Below are 19,318 nucleotides of genomic sequence, written 5' to 3'. Positions count from 1 at the left end.
GGCGAACCACGGAAGCGCCGAGATCGATAGTATCGACGCATCCGCCGCACGTTCCTACGGAGGCCCTCCATGTCCACCGACATCCCCGCGCGTACGCTTCCGGTCACCGATCGGACCCGGCATCGGCGGCTGCGGGAGCAGGGCAGCGTGTCCCGCGACGACCTCGACGCGGTACTGGGTGCCGGCTTCGTCTGCCACCTCGCGGTGGTGGTGGACGGCTCGCCGCTCGCGGTCCCGACGGTCTACGGGTTCGACGCCGCCGCCGACACCCTCTATCTGCACGGCTCGGCCGCGAGCCGCAGCCTCGTGCAGTCGCCCGGGGCTCCTGTCTGTGTCACCGTCACCCACATCGACGGTCTGGTGCTGGCCCGGTCGGTCTTCGAGCACAGCGTCAACTACCGCAGCGCGATGGTGCTCGGCGTGCCGCGCGTGGTCGCCGATCCCGAGGAGAAGCTGCACGGGCTGCGCGTCCTGTCCGAGCAGGCCGCGCCCGGCCGGTGGGACTACGCGCGCGGCCCGTCCCGCAAGGAACTCGCCGCCACCACACTGCTCGCCCTCGGGATCGACGAGGCGTCGGTGAAGACCAGCACCGGTCACACCGACGACGCCGACGGCCCCGACGGGGAGTTGCCCGTATGGGCCGGGGTGCTGCCCCTGCTGCACACCTGGGGCGAGCCCGAGCCGGACCCGGCCCTGCGGACCGGTGTGCCGCTCCCGCCGCACGTCGCGGAGCGGGCGGGTACGCCGGCGGGCTGACCGGCCGGCCTCAGCCGGTGGTCGGCGACCAGTCGAACCGGGCCGGCCGGCCCTCCAGGAAGGCGGCGACGCCCTCGGCAGTGTCCCCGCTCTCGCGCGCCTGCCGCTCCCAGTGGCCGATCCGCGACGGGTCCAGGCCGGGGGTCGCGAACTCCTTCGCCGCGGCCTGGGTGAGTTGCGAGCGCGCGGCCAGGACGGCGGTGAACTCCGCGACCCGCTTGTCGAGTTGCTCGTCGGGGAGGACCTCGTCGACGAGCCCGGTCCGCAGGGCCCGCTCATGGTCGATCAGTTCGGCCGAGAACAGCAGGTACTTGGCGGTGGCGGGCCCGACCAGCTCCACCAGCCGCCGGGTGGACGAGGAGGCGTAGACGATGCCCAGCCGGGCCGGGGTGACGCCGAAGCGCGCCCCCTCGGCCGCGAACCGCAGGTCGCAGGCGGCGGCGAGCTGGCAGCCGCCGCCCACGCAGAAGCCGCGTACGGCCGCGAGCGTCGGCTTCGGGAAGGCGGCCAGCGCCTCCTCGGCCCTGACCGCCGCGTCCTGCGTCCTGGCGGAGCCGCTGCCGGCATCCCGCAGCCCCGAGATGTCCGCGCCGGCGCAGAATGTGCCGTTCGCCCCGGTGAGCACCAGGACCCGCACGGCCGGATCGGCGGCGAGTCCGTCCAGCAGGCCGGGGAGCGACTCCCACATGTCCGTGGTCATGGCGTTCCGCTTCGCCGGATTGCTGATCGTCACCGTGGCGGTGCCGTCGGCGGTGTCCAGCAGCAGTCCGGGCTGTGGGCCGGGCTCGGGCATCTCCGGGGTCCCCTTCCGTATGTTCCAGGACATCGCGCGCGGCGTGCGCCGGTGGCCGATCATCGGATCCTATCCGCGACGAAACAGGGGCAGAACGCATATAGGGGACATCTGTCGAAGCGGGGAGGCGGCCGTGGCCGCACTCAGGAAGCGCGGCGCACGCGACGACGGCGGGTCAGTCGGACGGCCCGGCAGGGGAACATTCCATGAAGCAGGAATCAAACGATCGGAATCGGTCGCACGGGTGACATATCAGGTCGTCGACGATCATGATGCGACGAAAGGCGCAGACTTGCGCGCACCTGCCCGGTGAACTGTCCTCATTCCGGAGACTCGATCGTGAGGCGGATCCCATCGGCGGCCCGGCAGCGGGTAGCGGAGGGAACTGCGGGGATACGTCACACGAAGGCGATGGTGCATGCCGTCATGGAGGTCTGCGGGAGCGTCCCGCCCGATCCGGCAACGGCCGAGGCGCTGGTCGATCCGGCCGCCCCGGGTGGGCTCGGGGCCTCGGGCGGGCCGGACGCTCCGTTTCCGCCGCCCCCGCCGTACGCCGGGGCGTGGCGCTTCACCGCACCGGCGGTGGACTCCTCGGTACCCGAGGTGCGGCACGCCGTCCGGGACCTGATCACCGATCGGAAGATGCCCGTCGGCGACGACCTGATGGCGGGCATCCTGTTGATCGTGTCGGAGCTGGTGACCAACTCCGTCCGGCACGCGGCGCTGCTGTCGCCGCAGATCACCATCGAGATCGCGGTGGGGCCCGACTGGATCCGGCTCGGCGTCGAGGACAACCACCCGTACCGTCCCAAGGCGCTGGAGGCGGAGTACGCCGACACCGGCGGTCGCGGTCTGCTGCTGGTCAAGGCCATCACGACGGAAGCCGGCGGGATGTGCGACGTGACGCACACCGAGACCGGCGGCAAGGTGATCTGGTCGCTCCTGCCGCTGCCGATCGCCGGTCTGTAGAGCCCGTCCGCCAACGCTGCCGCCGACGCGGCGCCGGTGCGCCGACGCCGCCCACACCGTTCCCGCCGGGTCGCCCCGGCGAACCCGGCGCGCTCCTACCAGCCGGCGTCACCGGTCAGCTCGCGGATCGCGGGCAGTGACGCGTCCCACACCGTTCCGAACCAGGCGGAGAACGGGCCGCGCTCGCGGATCTCCTCCAGCTCGGGCGGCGTCACGAACGCGGTCTCGCCGATCTCCTCGGGATCGGGCCGCAGCTGCGCCCGTACGAGGCCGACGAAGAGGTGGTTGAACTCCTGCTCGACCAGCCCGGACTCCGGGTCCGGGTGGGTGTAGCGGACGGTGCCGGCCTCGCGCAGCAGCGCGGGAGCCGTTCCCAGCTCCTCGGCGGTGCGGCGGGCGGCGGCCACGAACGGCGGCTCGGCCGGGTACGGGTGCCCGCAGCAGGTGTTCGACCAGACGCCGGGGGAGTGGTACTTGCCCATGGCCCGGCGCTGGAGCAGCAGCCGGCCCTCGTCGTCGAAGAGGAAGACGGAGAAGGCCCGGTGCAGCCGGCCGGGGGCCAGGTGCGCGGACAGCTTCTCGGCGGTGCCGATCGTCACACCGGCCTCGTCGACCAGCTCCAGCATGATCGGTTCCGCGACTCCGTTGCTGGAGGGATCCGTCGCGGGGGTGCCGGGCCGGCCGGTGGCGGGACTGGTTGGCATGTCCATCCTTCGCATTCGACGACAAGTCCTCAGTCTGCCTCACGCGCCGCATACCGAAGTGGTTGCACCGCGCGCCCGGAGTCACCCGGACGGGGTCGATGGCACAACCGAGCGGTCATCGCCGGGCAGTTGCCCGTGATGCGGAACGCGACACATGGTGACGCATGGTGCACGAGGCGCTACAAGATATCGATGTCATACCCGGTGACCTGCGGTGATGAGGCTGGTGACCATCGGTGTCGCATCCTTCGGACGGCGGCGGGCGCCCGCCGTCCGGCCGCTGTTTGTTGCTGGGGCGCGAATCGACCATGATGATCACGCGTTCGCATGGCGGGACGGCCCCCGGCGAGCGCACGAGCAAGCAAACGGGTGGTGAACGGCCGCTTCCGCGGATCCGATAGCCTCTGCCGACCGCCGTCCACACCGGCCCGCCGACCGCCATCCTCGCCGGCATCCCCACATGTCCAGGGAGTGAGTTCCTCTGCCGACCGCCATCCTCACCGGCCCGCCGGCTCCGGCGTCGCCGCTCGAGGGCGACCTGAGGTCGCTCGGATTCGACGTGGTCGACGAGCACGACGCCACCAGCGCGTCCGAAGCGGCGGCCGGAAGTCTCGCGGCACGCGTCGCCGCGGTGCCCGCCGCCGAGCGGCTGGCGATCGTCGACCGGCGCTTCATCGGCCACCCGCACGCGCTGCGGCTGGCACTCACGGACCCCCGCTTCGACGCCTCCGCCGTTCCCGGCGCGCTCGCCGTCCAGGCCGCTGCGCGTCCCGCGCTGGCCAGGGCGCTCGCCGCCGGGCCGGACGCGGGCCGCCTGCCCGACGACCTCGCCACCGCCATCGAGGCCGAGGGCGTGGCCCCGCACCGTCCTGAACTCGGAGTCCTGGTGGCGGCCGTCCCCGCCTCGGACGCCGACCGCGCCGAAGCGGCCGCGGCCGTCGCCGCGGTCGACGGGGAGAAGGTCCGGCTGCGCAACGCCGTCAAGGCCCGCGACGGCTTCTTCACCACCTACTGCATCAGTCCTTACTCCCGCTACCTCGCGCGCTGGTGCGCCCGCCGTGGACTGACCCCGAACCAGGTCACCACCGCGTCCCTGCTCGTCGCACTGATCGCGGCCGGCTGCGCGGCCACCGGCACCCGGCCCGGCTTCGTCGCCGCCGGCGTCCTGCTGGTCGCCTCGTTCGTCCTGGACTGCGCTGACGGGCAGCTCGCCCGTTACTCACTGCAGTACTCGACGCTCGGCGCCTGGCTGGATGCCACCTTCGACCGGGCCAAGGAGTACGCGTACTACGCCGGCCTCGCCCTCGGTGCGGCCCGCGGCGGTGACGACGTGTGGGCGCTGGCGCTCGGCGCGATGGTGCTGCAGACCTGCCGGCACGTCGTCGACTTCTCGTTCACCGAGGCCAACCACGACGCGACGGCCAACACCAGCCCGACCGCCGCCCTGTCGGACAAGCTCGACAGCGTCGGCTGGACGGTCTGGGTGCGCCGGATGATCGTGCTGCCGATCGGAGAGCGCTGGGCCATGATCGCGGTGCTCACCGCCGTCACCACGCCGCGCACCACCCTGACCGTGCTGATCATCGGCTGCGCGCTCGCCGCCTGCTACACCACCGCGGGCCGGGTGCTGCGTTCCCTCACTCGCAAGGCCACCCGCACCGACCGGGCCGCCCAGGCGCTCGCCGAGCTGGCCGACAGCGGTCCGCTCGCCGAAGCCGTCGCCCGCGCGACCGGACCGCTGGCCCGCCGGCTGCCGTCGTTCACCGCGCCCGCCGTGGCCCTGCTCGGCTCCGCCGCGCTGGTGGCGACCGCCGCGCTGGCACCGTGGGGCAGCTGGTGGCCGGTACTGGCCGCCGCCGTATACGTCCTCACCTCGGGTCTGGCCGTCGCCCGACCGCTGAAGGGCGCGCTGGACTGGCTGGTCCCGCCGTTCTTCCGGGCGGGCGAATACACCACGATCCTCGCGCTGGCCGCCGTCTCGGACGTGAACGGCGCATTGCCCGCCGCTTTCGGCCTGGTGGCCGCCGTCGCCTACCATCACTACGACACGGTGTACCGCATCCGCGGCGGCACCGGGGCGCCGCCGAGGGCCCTGGTACGCGCGATCGGCGGACACGAGGGCAGGGCGCTGGCGATCACCGTGGCGGCCGCCCTCGCGCACCACACAGGTTTTACCGTCACGCTGACGGTCATCGCCGGGGCGCTGACACTCGTGGTGCTCACCGAGAGCATCCGTTTCTGGGTGTCGTCAGCCGCACCCGCTGTACACGACGAATCAGGAGAACCCGCATGATCGGCCTCGTGCTGGCAGCCGGCGCCGGACGGCGTCTGCGTCCCTACACCGACACCCTGCCCAAGGCTCTGGTGCCGGTGGACCCGGAGGGCGCGGGCACCACCACCGTCCTGGACCTGACGCTGGGCAACTTCGCCGAGGTCGGTCTCACCGACGCGGCGATCGTGATCGGCTACCGCGGCGAAGCGGTCGTCGAGCGCAAGGCAGCCCTGGAGAAGAAGTACGGCGTCAAGCTGCACCTCGTCGAGAACGACAAGGCGGAGATCTGGAACAACGCCTACTCCCTGTGGTGCGCCCGGGACATCCTCACGGAGGGTGTGATCCTCGCCAACGGCGACACCGTGCACCCGGTCTCCGTCGAGAAGACCCTGCTCGCCGCCCGCGGCCAGGACCGGCGGATCATCCTCGCCCTCGACACGGTGAAGAAGCTCGCCGACGAGGAGATGAAGGTCATCACCGACCCGTCCGTGCCTTCACGGGGGGTTCAGCGCATCACCAAGCTGATGGACCCGGCCACCGCGACCGGCGAGTACATCGGCGTGACGCTGATCGAGTCGTCGGCCGCCGCCGACCTGGCCGACGCGCTGAAGACGACCTTCGAGAAGGACCCCGACCTCTACTACGAGGACGGCTACCAGGAGCTCGTCAACCGCGGCTTCACCATCGACACCGCGCCGATCGGCGACGTGGCCTGGGTCGAGATCGACAACCACGACGACCTGAAGAAGGCACGGGGGATCGCGTGCCAGTACTGACCCGGCTGATCCCCTCGCCGGTCGTCGTCGACATCAACGGCGGCGCGCTCGCCGATCTGGCCGGCCTCCTGGCCGACCAGCGGATCTCCAGCTCGGGCAAGCTCGCCATCGCGATCAGCGGCGGCTCCGGCCTCAAGCTGCGCGACCGGCTGGCACCCGAACTGCCCGGCGCCGACTGGTACCCGGTCGCCGGCGGCACCATCGACGCCGCCGTCAAGCTCGCCGACGCCATGCGCGGCAAGCGGTACGACGCGGTCGTCGGCCTCGGCGGCGGCAAGATCATCGACGTCGCCAAGTACGCGGCGGCCCGGGTCGGGCTGCCGATGGTCGCCGTCGCGACGAACCTGTCGCACGACGGGATCTGCTCGCCGGTGTCCACGCTGGACAACGACAACGGGCGCGGCTCCTACGGGGTGCCGACCCCGATAGCGCTGGTGATCGATCTGGACGTGATCCGGGAGGCGCCGGTGCGCTACGTGCGCTCCGGCATCGGCGACGCGATCTCCAACATCTCCGCCATCGCGGACTGGGAGCTGTCGCACCGCGAGACCGGTGAGCCCATAGACGGTCTCGCCGCCGCCATGGCCCGCTCCGCCGGTGAGTCGGTACTGCGGCACCCGGGCGGGGTGGGGGACGACGCGTTCCTCACCACGCTCGCCGAGGGCCTGGTGCTCTCCGGCATCGCCATGTCGATCAGCGGGGACACCCGCCCGTCGTCCGGCGCCTGCCACGAGATCAGCCACGCCTTCGACCTGCTGTACCCCAAGCGCGCCGCCGCGCACGGCGAGCAGTGCGGCCTGGGCGCCGCCTTCGCCATGTACCTGCGCGGGTCGCACGACGAGGCCGGCCTGATCGCCGAGGTGCTGCGACGTCACGGGCTGCCCGTCACGCCCGGCGAGATCGGCTTCTCCGACGAGGAGTTCGTCAAGGCGGTGGAGTACGCACCGCAGACCCGCCCCGGGCGCTACACGATCCTGGAACACCTCGACCTGTCCGCAGACGAGATCAAGGACGCATACGCCGACTATGCAAAAGCCATCCGTAGCTGAACTCCGCCCGGTCGTTCACCCCCCGGGGGTGAAGGACCGGCGGAGCGGCGAGCACTGGGCCGGCCGGCTCTACATGCGGGAGCTCTCGCTGCGCATCGACCGGCACCTGGTGAACACACGGGTCACGCCCAACCAGGTGACGTACGTGATGACCGTCGCCGCGGTCCTCGCCGCGCCGGCTCTGCTGGTGCCGGGGATCACCGGTGCCGTGCTCGGTGTGGTGATGGTCCAGCTCTACCTGCTGTTCGACTGCGTCGACGGAGAGCTCGCCCGCTGGAAGAAGCAGTACTCGCTGGGCGGGGTCTACCTGGACCGTGTCGCCGCCTATCTGTGCGACGCCGCCGTACTGGTCGGCTTCGGCCTGCGCGCCGCCGACCTGTGGGGCTCCGGGCGGATCGACTGGCTGTGGGCCTTCCTCGGCACGCTGGCCGCCCTCGGGGCCGTGATGATCAAGGCGGAGACCGACCTCGTCGGCGTGGCCCGTCACCAGCACGGGCTGCCGCCGGTCAAGGAGGCGGCCTCCGAGCCGCGTTCGTCCGGGATGGCGCTGGCCCGCAGGGCCGCCGCGGCGCTGAAGTTCCACCGGCTCGTCCTCGGCATCGAGGCGTCACTGCTGATCCTGGTACTGGCGATCCTGGACCAGGCCAGGGGCGACCTGTTCTTCTCGCGTCTGGGCGTCGCCGTCCTCGCCGGCATCGCGCTGCTGCAGTCGCTGCTGCACCTGGTCAGCATCCTGGCCTCGAGCAGGCTCAAGTGAGTACGCCGCTGAAGCTCGGCGCGGTGATCATCACCATGGGCAACCGGCCCGCGGAACTGCGCGACCTGCTGGACTCCGTCGCCAAGCAGGACGGCCCGCCGATCGAGGTCGCGCTGGTCGGCAACGGATCCCCGCTGCCCGAACTGGACGGGTCCGCGCCGCGGCTGCGCACCGTGGAGCTGCCCGAGAACCTGGGCATCCCCGGCGGGCGCAACGTCGGCGTCGAACTCTTCGGCCCGAACGGCTCCGACGTCGACGTGGTGCTGTTCCTCGACGACGACGGGCTGCTGCCCGGCACCGACACCGGGGAACTGCTGCGCCAGGCGTTCACGGCCGACCCGGAGCTGGGCATCGTCAGCTTCCGGATCGCGGACCCGGAGAGCGGCACCACCCAGCGCCGCCACGTGCCGCGGCTGCGGGCGTCGGATCCGATGCGCTCCTCGCGGGTGACCACCTTCCTGGGCGGCGCCAGCGCGGTCCGCACCACGGTGCTGGCGCAGGTCGGCGGGCTGCCGGACGAGTTCTTCTACGCGCACGAGGAGACGGACCTGGCCTGGCGGGCGTTGGACGCCGGCTGGATGATCGACTACCGGTCGGACATGGTCCTGCACCACCCGCTCACCGCCCCGGGCCGGCACGCGGTCTACCACCGGATGGTGGCCCGCAACCGGGTGTGGCTGGCGCGCCGGAACCTGCCCTGGCCCCTGGTCCCCGCCTACCTGGGCACCTGGATCCTGCTGACGCTGGCCAGACGCCCTTCCGGTCCCGCCCTGCGGGCCTGGTTCGGCGGCTTCCGCGAGGGCTGGGCGACGCCTTGCGGCCCCCGGCGCCCCATGAAGTGGCGCACGGTATGGCGGCTGACCCGACTGGGCCGACCCCCGATCATCTGACAAGCTCGAACCTGAGAGCATCGGGCGCAGTCCGGGACCCCCCTGCCCCGGACGCGCACCTTGAGGACGAAAGTGTCTACTGTGAGCGGAACAGCGCATGACGGCGCCGTCGCCGTGAGTGCCCCGTCGGACTCCCTGGCCGACGACGGACTGTCGGCTTCCGATCTGGCGGCGAAGTACGGGCTGTCGGTCAGTGGTGCCCGGCCGGGCCTTGCGGAGTACACCCGGCAGTTGTGGGGCCGGCGGCACTTCATCAATGAGTTCGCGAAGGCGCGGACGCACGCGCAGTACACCGATGCGCGGCTGGGTCAGCTGTGGCAGGTGATGACGCCGTTGCTGAACGCGGCGGTGTACTACCTGATCTTCGGGTTGTTGCTGGGGACCGATCGTGGCGTGGACAACTTCATCGCGTTCCTGGTGACGGGCATCTTCATCTTCACGTTCACCCAGTCGTCGATCATGAGTGGGGTGAAGGCGGTCTCGGGGAATCTGGGGCTGATCCGGGCGTTGCACTTCCCGCGGGCGTCGATGCCGATCGCGTTCACGTTGATGCAGTTGCAGCAGTTGCTGATGTCGATGCTGGTGCTGTTCTCGATCGTGTTGATGACCGGTGAGGTGCCGACCTGGTCGTGGCTGCTGGCGATTCCGGCGTTGTTCATCCAGTCGGTGTTCAATGCCGGTCTGGCGCTGGTGGTGGCGCGGTTGGGCAGCAAGATGACGGACCTGGCGCAGTTGATGCCGTTCATTTTGCGGACGTGGATGTACACGTCGGGTGTGATGTACAGCATCGCCAATTTCACGAAGGACGCACCGTATTTCGTGCGGCTCCTGCTGGATGTCAATCCCATCGCGGTGTACATCGATCTGATGCGTTTCGCGTTGATCGACAGTGTGACGGCGGAGCAGATGCCGCCGCACGTGTGGGCGGTCGGAGTGGGCTGGGCTGTCCTGGCGGGCGTCGGCGGGTACGTGTATTTCTGGAAGGCTGAGGAGAAGTACGGCCGTGGCTGAGCAGACCGAAACCCGTGTTCCGACCGTGATCGTGGACGATGTGCACATCGTCTACCGGGTGCACGGCGCGGGGAACAGCAAGGGCAGCGCGACCGCTGCCCTGGGACGCATAATCTCCCGCAAGTCCTCGCCCAATGTCCGGCTGGTGCACGCCGTGCGCGGGGTGAGTTTCACGACGTACCGGGGCGAAGCGGTCGGCCTGATCGGGTCGAACGGGTCGGGCAAGTCGACGATGCTGCGGGCGATCGCGGGGCTGCTGCCGCCGGAGAGCGGCCGGGTCTACACCGACGGCCAGCCGTCGCTGCTGGGTGTCAACGCGGCGCTGATGAACGACCTGACCGGTGAGCGGAACGTCATTCTGGGCGGTCTGGCGATGGGTATGACGCAGGAGGAGATCCGCGAGCGCTACCAGGGCATCGTGGAGTTCTCGGGCATCAACGAGAAGGGCGACTTCATCTCGCTGCCGATGCGGACGTATTCCTCGGGCATGGCGGCGCGGCTGCGGTTCTCGATCGCGGCGGCGAAGAACCATGACGTGCTGATGATCGACGAGGCACTGGCCACCGGCGACCGCTCCTTCCAGCGGCGCTCCGAGGCCCGGATCCGCGAGCTGCGCAAGGAGGCGGGCACGGTCTTCCTGGTCAGCCACAACAACAAGTCGATCCGTGACACCTGCGACCGGGTGCTGTGGCTGGAGAAGGGCGAGCTCCTGATGGACGGCCCGACGGACGACGTGCTGAAGGCCTACGAAGAGGCCAGCAACAAGTAGCGGCAACACGGAGCCGGAGCAGGCAGCCGACGGGCGGACCGGAAGAGCGGTCCGCGCCGTCGCACGCACGATCGGACCCCGCCGGGCAGGAACCGGCGGGGTCCGTCCGTTCGTCCTTCCCTCCGCCGAGACCCCGCACTGCCGCTGTCAGGGATCCTCATATGCCACACGCGCCCCTCCTGTGGGCGTCAACCGGCGTTGCCGATAGCCCGATTGGCGGCGGACGGGGGGAATCCGAACGGAATCCCCCCTGTCGCTCGCGCCCCCGGCGTACGCCGGTGACCTGCCCGACGTAAGCTGTGACGGTGCTCCGGGGCGGGCGCGGCGTGTCCGAAATGGGAAGCTTCTTCTCAGCGGTGTAGAACGGGGAGTGTGGCGGCCATGAAGATCGGGACCATCCAGCTCCACAGCGCGTCCGTGGCGCGTGGGACGGAAAGCCCGCGGTGACCGCCGACGCGCAGTCGCGCGCCGTCCTCGACAAGGCCGCCCGCGAGAACTTCCCCGTCGCCCCGTTCTTCGTGCCGAAGGCGTGGCGTGGTGATCTGATGGCCATCTACGGCTTCGCCCGGCTCGTCGACGACATCGGCGACGGCGATCTGGCCAACGGCGGCCGCGACGACGCCGCCCGGCTCGGCCTTCCGCAGGACGCCGCGGAAGACCGGATCGCCATGCTCGACGCGTTCGAGGGCGATCTGCGGAAGGTGTTCGACGGAATGCCGCGCCATCCGCTGCTCCTGGCACTGCAGCCCACCGTCCGCCGCCACGGCCTGACCCCCGGTCCCTTCGAGGGCCTGATCGAGGCGAACCGCCAGGACCAGCGAGTCCGGCGCTACGACACGTACGAGGACCTGCTCGCCTACTGCGAACTGTCCGCCAACCCGGTGGGCCGGCTCGTTCTGGGGATCACGGGCACCTCGACACCCGAACGGAACCGGCTCTCCGACGCCGTCTGTACCGCGCTGCAGATCGTCGAGCACTTGCAGGACGTGGCCGAGGACCTCGGCCGCGACCGCATCTACCTGCCGGCACAGGACATGAAACGCTTCGGAGTCACCGAAGCGGACCTCGCCGCCCCCACCGCAGGCGCACAGGTGCGCGCACTGGTGGCCTTCGAAGCGGAACGCGCCCGGGACCTTTTGAATGAAGGCACCCCCCTGGTGGGTAGCGTCCGTGGCAGGCTCAGGCTTCTGCTCGCCGGCTTCGTCGGCGGCGGGCGTGCCGCGCTGAAGGCGGTCGAGGGTGCGGGTTACGACGTGCTCCCGGGACCGCCGAAGGCCACCAAGCCAAGCCTGCTGCGCGAAGTGGGGTCGACATTGCGAAGAAAGGGGTGAGGCGGACCGTGAACGGTTCTGCCCACACGTCCGGGCCGGTTCTCGCCGCCTACCGATACTGCGAGAGCGTCACCGGGCATGAGGCCCGCAACTTCGCCTACGGCATCCGCCTGCTGCCCCTCCCCAAGCGGCAGGCCATGTCGGCCCTCTACGCCTTCTCCCGCCGCGTCGACGACATCGGCGACGGCGACCTCGACCCCGAGGTCAAGCAGATCCGGCTCGACGAGACCCGGGCGCTGCTGGCCCGGATCCGCGCGGGTGAGATCCGCGAGGACGACACCGATCCGGTCGCGGTGGCGCTCACGGACGCGGCACGCCGGTTTCCGCTGCCGCTCGGCGGACTCGACGAACTGATCGACGGCGTCCTGATGGACGTGCACGGCCGGACGTACGAGACCTGGGACGACCTCGCGGCGTACTGCCGCTGCGTCGCGGGCGCCATCGGCCGGCTCTCGCTGGGCGTCTTCGGCGCCGTCGGCCCGGGCGGGCGGGGCCCCGGCGACATGGAGCGCGCCGCCGGGTACGCCGACACCCTCGGCCTGGCCCTGCAACTCACCAACATCCTGCGCGACGTCCGGGAGGACGCCGGCAACGGCCGTACCTATCTGCCCGCCCAGGACCTGGCCAAGTTCGGCTGCTCGGAGGGGTTCCGCACCGACACCCCGCCGCCCGGCTCGGACTTCGCCGGCCTGATCGAGTACGAAGTGCGCCGCGCCCGCGCCCTGTTCGCGACGGGCTACCAATTGCTACCTATGCTCGATCGCCGCAGCGGCGCCTGTGTGGCCGCGATGGCGGGTATCTACCGCAGACTGCTGGACCGGATCGCCGCGGATCCCGAGGCGGTGCTGCGCGGCCGGGTCTCGCTTCCGGGTCACGAGAAGGCGTACGTCGCCGTCCGTGGCCTGGCCGGACTCGACGCCCGCCGCTCCGCGCGGGGGCGGGGGTGACCTTTCTGGCAACCAGTCGCGTCCCCAGTGCGTCAGTGCCGGTGACGGAGCGTCGCGCCGCGTCGGGCGGCGTCGAAAGGGGGGAGGGCGCATGACCGGTTCCGAGCTTTCCGAACGCCCTCGGGCCGCCGTGGTCGTGGGCGGGGGGCTGGCCGGCACCACGGCGGCCCTGGCGCTGGCCGACGCCGGGCTCCGGGTGACGCTGATCGAGACGCGCCCCCGACTGGGCGGACTGGCGTTCTCCTTCCGGCGCGGCGAGCTGACCGTCGACAACGGGCAGCACGTCTTCCTGCGCTGCTGCACCGCCTACCAGTGGTTCGTCGACCGGATCGCGGCGCGCGACCTGGTCACCCTGCAGGACCGGCTCGACGTGCCGGTCCTGGACGCGTCGACCATGCGGCTGGGCCGGCTGCGCCGTGCGGCGCTGCCCGTGCCGCTGCACCTGGCGGCGAGCCTCGCGACGTACCCGCACCTGTCGTTGCGGGAACGGGCCACGGTCGGGCGCGCCGCCCTGGCGCTGCGCGCTCTGGACCTGGACGACCCGGCGCTGGACGACACCGACTTCGCCAGCTGGCTGCGGGACCGGGGCCAGTCCCCGCGCACCATCGAGGCGCTGTGGGACCTGGTGGGCGTCGCGACGCTCAACGCCACCGCGGCCCACGCCTCGCTGGGGCTGGCCGCCATGGTCTTCAAGACCGGGCTGCTGTCCGAGGCCGGCGCCGCCGACATCGGCTGGGCGGCCGCGCCGCTCGGCGAGTTGCACGACGACCGGGCCCGCAAGGCGCTGGACGCGGCGGGCGTGCGGACCATGCTGCGGTCCCGGGTGACCGGCATCAAGCAGTCCGCCGAGGGCGGCTGGCTGGTCGACGCCGAGACCGGCCCGGGGCGCGGCGAGCAGATCGACGCCGGCACCGTCGTCATGGCGCTGCCGCAGCGCGAGACGCACGGGCTGCTGCCGCAGGGCGCGCTGGAGGACCCCGACGCGCTGCTGGGGATCGGCACCGCGCCGATCCTGAACGTGCACGTCGTCTACGACCGACGGGTGCTGCGGCAGCCGTTCTTCGCCGCGCTCGGCAGCCCCGTCCAGTGGGTCTTCGACCGGACCGAGAGCTCGGGGATGACCGGGCCCGGCCAGTACCTGGCCGTCTCGCAGTCCGCCGTCGAGGACGAGATCGATCTGCCGGTCGCGGAACTGCGCGAGCGGTACCTCCCGGAGCTGGAGCGCCTGCTGCCCGCCGCCAGGGGGGCCGAGGTGACGGACTTCTTCGTCACCCGGGAGCGCACGGCGACCTTCGCCCCGACCCCCGGCGTCGGCCGGCTGCGGCCGGGCGCGGCCACCCGCGCGCCCGGTCTGTACCTGGCCGGCGCGTGGACCGCCACCGGTTGGCCCGCGACCATGGAGAGCGCCGTGCGCAGCGGACTGCACGCCTCCCGAGAAGCTTTGACCGCACTAGGCCTTCCGTTCGAGAACGATGTTGTGAGGGCCGTATGAGCACAGCCAGTGCAACCAGAGGAGTAAACGTGACCGCTGCCGGCGTCCTTGAGCTGCTGGAGCGCGGCCGCACCCTGTCCACACCGGTGCTCCGCGCGGCCGTGGAACGGCTCGCGCCACCGATGGACACCGTCGCCGCCTACCACTTCGGGTGGATCGACGCGGCCGGCCGGCCGGCCGACGGCGACGGCGGCAAGGCCGTGCGCCCCGCGCTGGCGCTGCTGTCCGCCGAGGCGGCGGGGGTGCCGCCCGAGGTCGGCATCCCGGGTGCGGTCGCCGTCGAGCTGGTGCACAACTTCTCACTGCTGCACGACGACCTGATGGACGGCGACGAGCAGCGCCGGCACCGCGACACGGTGTGGAAGGTGCACGGTCCCGCCCAGGCGATCCTGGTCGGTGACGCGCTGTTCGCGCTCGCCAACGAGGTGCTGCTGGAGGAGTGCACCGTGGACGCGGGGCGGGCCACCCGGCGGCTCACCGTCGCCACCCGCAAGCTGATCGACGGTCAGGCGCAGGACATCTCCTTCGAGCACCGCGAGCGGGTCACCGTCGAGGAGTGCCTGGAGATGGAGGGCAACAAGACCGGCGCCCTGCTGGCCTGCGCCTCCTCCATCGGTGCGGTGCTCGGTGGCGCGTCGGACTCCGACGCCGACGCGCTGGAGGAGTACGGCTACCACCTGGGGCTGGCCTTCCAGGCGATCGACGACCTGCTCGGGATCTGGGGCGATCCGGCCGCGACCGGCAAGCAGACCTGGAGCGATCTGCGGCAGCGCAAGAAGTCACTGCCCGTGGTCGCCGCGCTGGCGGCCGGCGGCAGCGCTTCCGAGCAACTCGGGGAACTGCTCGCGGCAGATGCCAAGAATCCCGAAACAGGTGCGTTCAGTGAGGAAGAGTTCGCCCTGCGGGCTGCGTTGATCGAAGAGGCGGGAGGCCGGGAGTGGACATCCCAGGAAGCCCGTCGGCAATACGCCACCGCAATCGCCGCGCTGGATAAAATGGACATGCCGGACGAAATTCAACGTAAGCTCGTAGGCCTGGCGGATTTTGTGGTGGTTCGCGAGAAATAAAGATCTAACGTGGAGCGCAGCACGTCGCCGACCAAGCACGTGTAACGGTCGACGGCAGCCCCAACACCGCAGAAGTCTCAACTGCAAAGGGGAAGCCATGACAGCGACGACCGACGGCAGTCCGGGGGCCCCAGCCCCCCAGGCACCTTCGGCCAGCACGACCTCGGCACCGCATCCCGTACACGTCGGTGGTGCCGAGGCGGCGGAGCGCGCCGCGCAGCGCGCCGCCGCCCATCTCCTGGCGGCCCAGCACCCCGACGGGTGGTGGAAGGGCGACCTCGAGACCAACGTGACGATGGACGCCGAGGATCTGCTGCTCCGTCAGTTCCTCGGCATCCAGGACGAGCGGACCACGCAGGCCGCCGCCCGCTGGATCCGCTCGCTGCAGCGCGATGACGGGTCGTGGCCCACCTTCCACAGCGGGCCGGGGGACCTGTCCGCGACGATCGAGGCGTATGTCGCGCTGCGGTTGGCGGGCGACGCGCCGGAGGCGCCGCACATGGCGGACGCGTCGGCGTGGGTGCGCGAGGCCGGCGGGGTCGTGGGGGCCCGGGTCTTCACCAGGATCTGGCTGGCCCTGTTCGGCTGGTGGCGGTGGGAGGACCTTCCCGAGCTGCCGCCGGAGATCATCTACCTCCCCAAGTGGTTCCCGCTCAACATCTACGCCTTCGGCTGCTGGGCCCGGCAGACCATCGTCCCGCTCACCGTCGTCGCCGCCCACCGGCCGGTCCGGCCGGCGCACTTCGGGATCGGCGAACTGCACAGCGATCCCGCACAGCCCAACCCGCCGCGCCCCAACGCCCCGATCGCCAGCTGGGACGGCCTCTTCCAGCGGCTGGACCGGGCCCTGCACCTGTACCGCAAGGTCGGCGTCCGACCGTTGCGCCGTACCGCGCTCAAGGCCTGCGCGCGCTGGATCATCGAGCGCCAGGAGGACGACGGCTGCTGGGGCGGGATCCAGCCGCCCGCGGTGTACTCGGTGATTGCCCTGCATCTGCTCGGCTACGAGCTCGACCATCCGGTCGTGCGCGCCGGGCTCGACTCGCTGGATCGTTTCGCCGTGTGGCCCGACGAGGACACGCGCATGATCGAGGCGTGTCAGTCCCCGGTCTGGGACACCTGTCTGGCCACGATCGCCCTGGCCGACGCCGGAGTGCCGGCCGACCACCCGGCGCTGGTCAAGGCGGCCGGCTGGATGCTCGACGAGCAGATCACCAAACCGGGCGACTGGTCGGTGCAGCGGCCGGGGCTGCAGCCGGGCGGCTGGGCGTTCGAGTTCCACAACGACAACTACCCCGACATCGACGACACCGCCGAGGTCGTGCTGGCCCTGCTGCGCGTCGAGCACCCCGATCCGGGGCGGGTCGACGCCGCCGTGGAGCGGGCCGTGCGCTGGAACATCGGCATGCAGTCCAAGAACGGCGCGTGGGGGGCCTTCGACGCCGACAACACCAGCGCGTTCCCCAACCGGCTGCCGTTCTGCGACTTCGGCGAGGTCATCGATCCGCCCTCCGCCGATGTCACCGCGCACGTGCTGGAGATGCTCGCCTCGATCGGGCTGGAGGGCGACCCCCACACCCGGCGCGGCATCGAGTGGCTGCTGGCCGAACAGGAGGACAGCGGCGCCTGGTTCGGCCGCTGGGGCGTCAACTACATCTACGGCACCGGCTCCGCGGTGCCCGCCCTGGTGGCCGCCGGTCTCCCGGTCGACCACCCGGCCGTCCGACGGGCCGTCAGCTGGCTGGAGAGCGTGCAGAACCAGGACGGCGGCTGGGGCGAGGACCTGCGCTCCTACTCCGACCAGGAGTGGATCGGCCGCGGCGTCTCGACCGCCTCGCAGACCGCCTGGGCGCTGCTGGCCCTGCTGTCGGCCGGCGAGCGCGACGGTGACGCGGTGGAGCGCGGGGTGCGCTGGCTCGTGGACACCCAGAAGCCCGACGGCTCCTGGGACGAGCCGTACTTCACCGGGACCGGGTTCCCCCGGGACTTCTCCATCAACTACCACCTGTACCGGATGGTCTTCCCGCTCACCGCGCTCGGGCGCTACGCGCGCGGTGAACCGCTGGGGGTCATCGGCAACGCGCCGAAGGGGAAGGCGGCCGGATGACCGCTCTGCTCGTGGTCTGCGCCCTCGGCGTCGAACGGTTCGCCCTGCGGGGCGGGGACCGGACCGGCGCCGCGGGGCCCGTCGCCCTGCTGCGCACCGGCATGGGACCGCAGGCCGCCGGCCGGGCCGTCACCGAAGCGCTGCGCGCCCCGCACCTGCGGGACGCGGCGGTTCTCGCCACCGGATTCTGTGCCGGACTCAGCCCCGGCATGCGCCCCGGCGACCTGGTGGTCTCGGACGAGACCCACGGGGCGGGACGACTGGCCGCCGCGCTCGAAGCGGCGGGGCACACCGTTCATACCGGACGCCTGGCCGGGTCCGACCATGTCGTACGGGGCGCGGAACGCTCCGTTCTGCGGTCGACAGGAGCGATCGCGGTCGATATGGAATCCACCGCAATACTGCGCGCCGCCCTGGCACGCGGACCGCGGCCGGTCGCCGCCGTCCGCGTTGTTGTCGACACTCCCGAGTATGAATTGGTCCGTGTCGGCACGCTGCGCACCGGAATTACCGCATTTCGCGTGCTAAGGGCTATTCTTCCTGCCTTTTTCGAATGGCACCGTACTACCGCTGTGCTCTCCTGGAGGTGAGCTAGATGGCTATGCCGCTCCGCCAGTCCATCCGGGTCGGAACGTACCTCATCGAACAGAAGCTCCGACGCCGTGAGAAGTTCCCGCTGATCGTGGAACTGGAGCCGCTGTTCGCCTGCAACCTGGCCTGCGAGGGCTGTGGAAAGATCCAGCACCCGGCGGGTGTCCTCAAGCAGCGCATGCCGGTCGCGCAGGCGGTCGGCGCGGTGCTCGAATCGGGCGCCCCGATGGTCTCCATCGCCGGTGGCGAGCCCTTGATGCACCCCCACATCGACGAGATCGTCCGCCAGTTGGTGGCCAAGCGGAAGTACGTCTTCCTCTGCACCAACGCGCTGCTGATGCGCAAGAAGATGGACAAGTTCACGCCGTCCCCGTACTTCGCCTTCACCGTGCACATCGACGGGCTGAAGGAGCGGCACGACGAGTCGGTCGCCAAGGAGGGCGTCTTCGAGGAGGCCGTCGAGGCGATCAAGGAGGCCAAGAGACGCGGTTTCCGGGTCACCACCAACTCGACCTTCTTCAACACCGACACCCCGCAGAGCATCATCGAGGTCCTCGACTACCTCAATGACGACCTCCAGGTCGACGAGATGATGATCTCGCCCGCCTACGCGTACGAGAAGGCGCCCGACCAGGAGCACTTCCTCGGCGTCGAGCAGACCCGGGAGCTGTTCAAGAAGTCCTTCGCGGGCGGCAACCGCAGGAAGTGGCGGCTCAACCACAGCCCGCTGTTCCTGGACTTCCTGGAGGGCAAGGCGGACTTCCAGTGCACCGCCTGGGGCATCCCCAACTACTCGCTCTTCGGCTGGCAGCGACCCTGCTACCTGATGGCCGACGGGTACGTGCCCACCTACCGCGAGCTGATCGAGGAGACCGACTGGGCGAAGTACGGCCGCGGCAAGGACCCGCGCTGCGCCAACTGCATGGCGCACTGCGGCTACGAGCCGACCGCCGTACTCGCCACCATGGGCTCCCTCAAGGAATCGCTCCGTGCCGCCCGTGAGACGGTGGCCGGGAACCGCGGGAAGTGACGGGAGC

18 protein-coding genes are annotated in these 19,318 nt (G+C 70.9%); 16 read left to right on the top strand and 2 right to left on the bottom strand.

Annotated features, from left to right (window positions below):
- Positions 1–69: 69 nt before the first annotated feature.
- Positions 70–756 carry a pyridoxamine 5'-phosphate oxidase family protein gene (locus O3X23_RS06905; RefSeq protein ID WP_269270274.1) on the top strand — a complete coding sequence of 229 codons (687 nt, stop codon included), beginning with the start codon at positions 70–72 and terminating at the stop codon, positions 754–756.
- 10 nt (positions 757–766) lie between these two features.
- On the opposite strand, the gene O3X23_RS06900 is transcribed toward O3X23_RS06905, so the two are convergent.
- The gene (locus O3X23_RS06900; RefSeq protein WP_269270272.1) at positions 767–1,549 is read right to left on the bottom strand and encodes an enoyl-CoA hydratase/isomerase family protein; all 783 of its coding nucleotides are present in this window, start codon (positions 1,547–1,549) and stop codon (positions 767–769) included.
- A gap of 411 nt (positions 1,550–1,960) precedes the next feature.
- Here O3X23_RS06900 and O3X23_RS06895 point away from each other — a divergent pair, with 411 nt between their 5' ends.
- The gene (locus O3X23_RS06895) at positions 1,961–2,518 is read left to right on the top strand and encodes an ATP-binding protein (protein WP_269270270.1); all 558 of its coding nucleotides are present in this window, start codon (positions 1,961–1,963) and stop codon (positions 2,516–2,518) included.
- Between the two features lie 95 nt (positions 2,519–2,613).
- Here the strand turns inward: O3X23_RS06895 and idi are convergent, their stop codons facing one another.
- Positions 2,614–3,222: an isopentenyl-diphosphate Delta-isomerase gene (gene idi / locus O3X23_RS06890; protein WP_269270268.1), complete on the bottom strand. Its 609-nt coding sequence runs from the start codon at positions 3,220–3,222 to the stop codon at positions 2,614–2,616.
- 481 nt (positions 3,223–3,703) lie between these two features.
- Between idi and O3X23_RS06885 the strand changes: the two genes are divergently transcribed.
- The 14 genes from O3X23_RS06885 (at position 3,704) to hpnH (ending at position 19,311) form a co-directional block, all read left to right on the top strand.
- A complete protein-coding gene (locus O3X23_RS06885) occupies positions 3,704–5,515 on the top strand; it encodes a DUF5941 domain-containing protein (protein ID WP_269270380.1) in 1,812 nt (603 codons plus the stop codon).
- On the top strand, positions 5,512–6,270 hold the full coding sequence (locus O3X23_RS06880) for a phosphocholine cytidylyltransferase family protein (protein WP_269270266.1): 759 nt from the start codon (positions 5,512–5,514) through the stop codon (positions 6,268–6,270). The genes O3X23_RS06885 and O3X23_RS06880 overlap by 4 nt, the downstream gene beginning before the upstream one ends.
- Positions 6,258–7,319, top strand: coding sequence for an iron-containing alcohol dehydrogenase family protein (locus O3X23_RS06875; protein WP_269270265.1), 1,062 nt, complete (start codon positions 6,258–6,260; stop codon positions 7,317–7,319). Before O3X23_RS06880 ends, O3X23_RS06875 begins: the two co-directional genes overlap by 13 nt.
- Positions 7,297–8,076, top strand: a complete 780-nt coding sequence (locus O3X23_RS06870) for a CDP-alcohol phosphatidyltransferase family protein (RefSeq protein ID WP_269270263.1) — start codon at positions 7,297–7,299, stop codon at positions 8,074–8,076. Before O3X23_RS06875 ends, O3X23_RS06870 begins: the two co-directional genes overlap by 23 nt.
- Positions 8,073–8,966, top strand: a complete 894-nt coding sequence (locus O3X23_RS06865) for a glycosyltransferase family 2 protein (protein WP_269270261.1) — start codon at positions 8,073–8,075, stop codon at positions 8,964–8,966. Before O3X23_RS06870 ends, O3X23_RS06865 begins: the two co-directional genes overlap by 4 nt.
- An 81-nt stretch (positions 8,967–9,047) precedes the next feature.
- A complete protein-coding gene (locus tag O3X23_RS06860) occupies positions 9,048–9,977 on the top strand; it encodes an ABC transporter permease (protein WP_269270259.1) in 930 nt (309 codons plus the stop codon).
- On the top strand, positions 9,970–10,746 hold the full coding sequence (locus tag O3X23_RS06855) for an ABC transporter ATP-binding protein (RefSeq protein ID WP_269270257.1): 777 nt from the start codon (positions 9,970–9,972) through the stop codon (positions 10,744–10,746). Before O3X23_RS06860 ends, O3X23_RS06855 begins: the two co-directional genes overlap by 8 nt.
- Positions 10,747–11,189: 443 nt before the next feature.
- Complete coding sequence (hpnC, locus tag O3X23_RS06850) at positions 11,190–12,077, top strand: squalene synthase HpnC (RefSeq protein WP_269270255.1); 888 nt, start codon at positions 11,190–11,192, stop codon at positions 12,075–12,077.
- Complete coding sequence (gene hpnD / locus O3X23_RS06845) at positions 12,074–13,024, top strand: presqualene diphosphate synthase HpnD (protein WP_443047784.1); 951 nt, start codon at positions 12,074–12,076, stop codon at positions 13,022–13,024. The genes hpnC and hpnD overlap by 4 nt, the downstream gene beginning before the upstream one ends.
- Before the next feature lie 91 nt (positions 13,025–13,115).
- Positions 13,116–14,516 carry a hydroxysqualene dehydroxylase HpnE gene (hpnE, locus tag O3X23_RS06840; RefSeq protein WP_269270251.1) on the top strand — a complete coding sequence of 467 codons (1,401 nt, stop codon included), beginning with the start codon at positions 13,116–13,118 and terminating at the stop codon, positions 14,514–14,516.
- Positions 14,513–15,583: a polyprenyl synthetase family protein gene (locus tag O3X23_RS06835; protein ID WP_269270249.1), complete on the top strand. Its 1,071-nt coding sequence runs from the start codon at positions 14,513–14,515 to the stop codon at positions 15,581–15,583. Before hpnE ends, O3X23_RS06835 begins: the two co-directional genes overlap by 4 nt.
- Positions 15,584–15,680: 97 nt before the next feature.
- On the top strand, positions 15,681–17,690 hold the full coding sequence (gene shc, locus O3X23_RS06830; protein ID WP_269270248.1) for a squalene--hopene cyclase: 2,010 nt from the start codon (positions 15,681–15,683) through the stop codon (positions 17,688–17,690).
- Positions 17,687–18,280, top strand: coding sequence for a phosphorylase family protein (locus O3X23_RS06825; RefSeq protein ID WP_269270246.1), 594 nt, complete (start codon positions 17,687–17,689; stop codon positions 18,278–18,280). The genes shc and O3X23_RS06825 overlap by 4 nt, the downstream gene beginning before the upstream one ends.
- A gap of 5 nt (positions 18,281–18,285) precedes the next feature.
- On the top strand, positions 18,286–19,311 hold the full coding sequence (hpnH, locus tag O3X23_RS06820; RefSeq protein WP_269270245.1) for an adenosyl-hopene transferase HpnH: 1,026 nt from the start codon (positions 18,286–18,288) through the stop codon (positions 19,309–19,311).
- Positions 19,312–19,318: the final 7 nt, after the last annotated feature.

This window comes from Streptomyces sp. H39-S7, from assembly GCF_027158205.1.
Taxonomy (GTDB): Bacteria; Actinomycetota; Actinomycetes; order Streptomycetales; family Streptomycetaceae; genus Actinacidiphila.
This window is presented reverse-complemented; position numbering and strand designations above follow the sequence as displayed.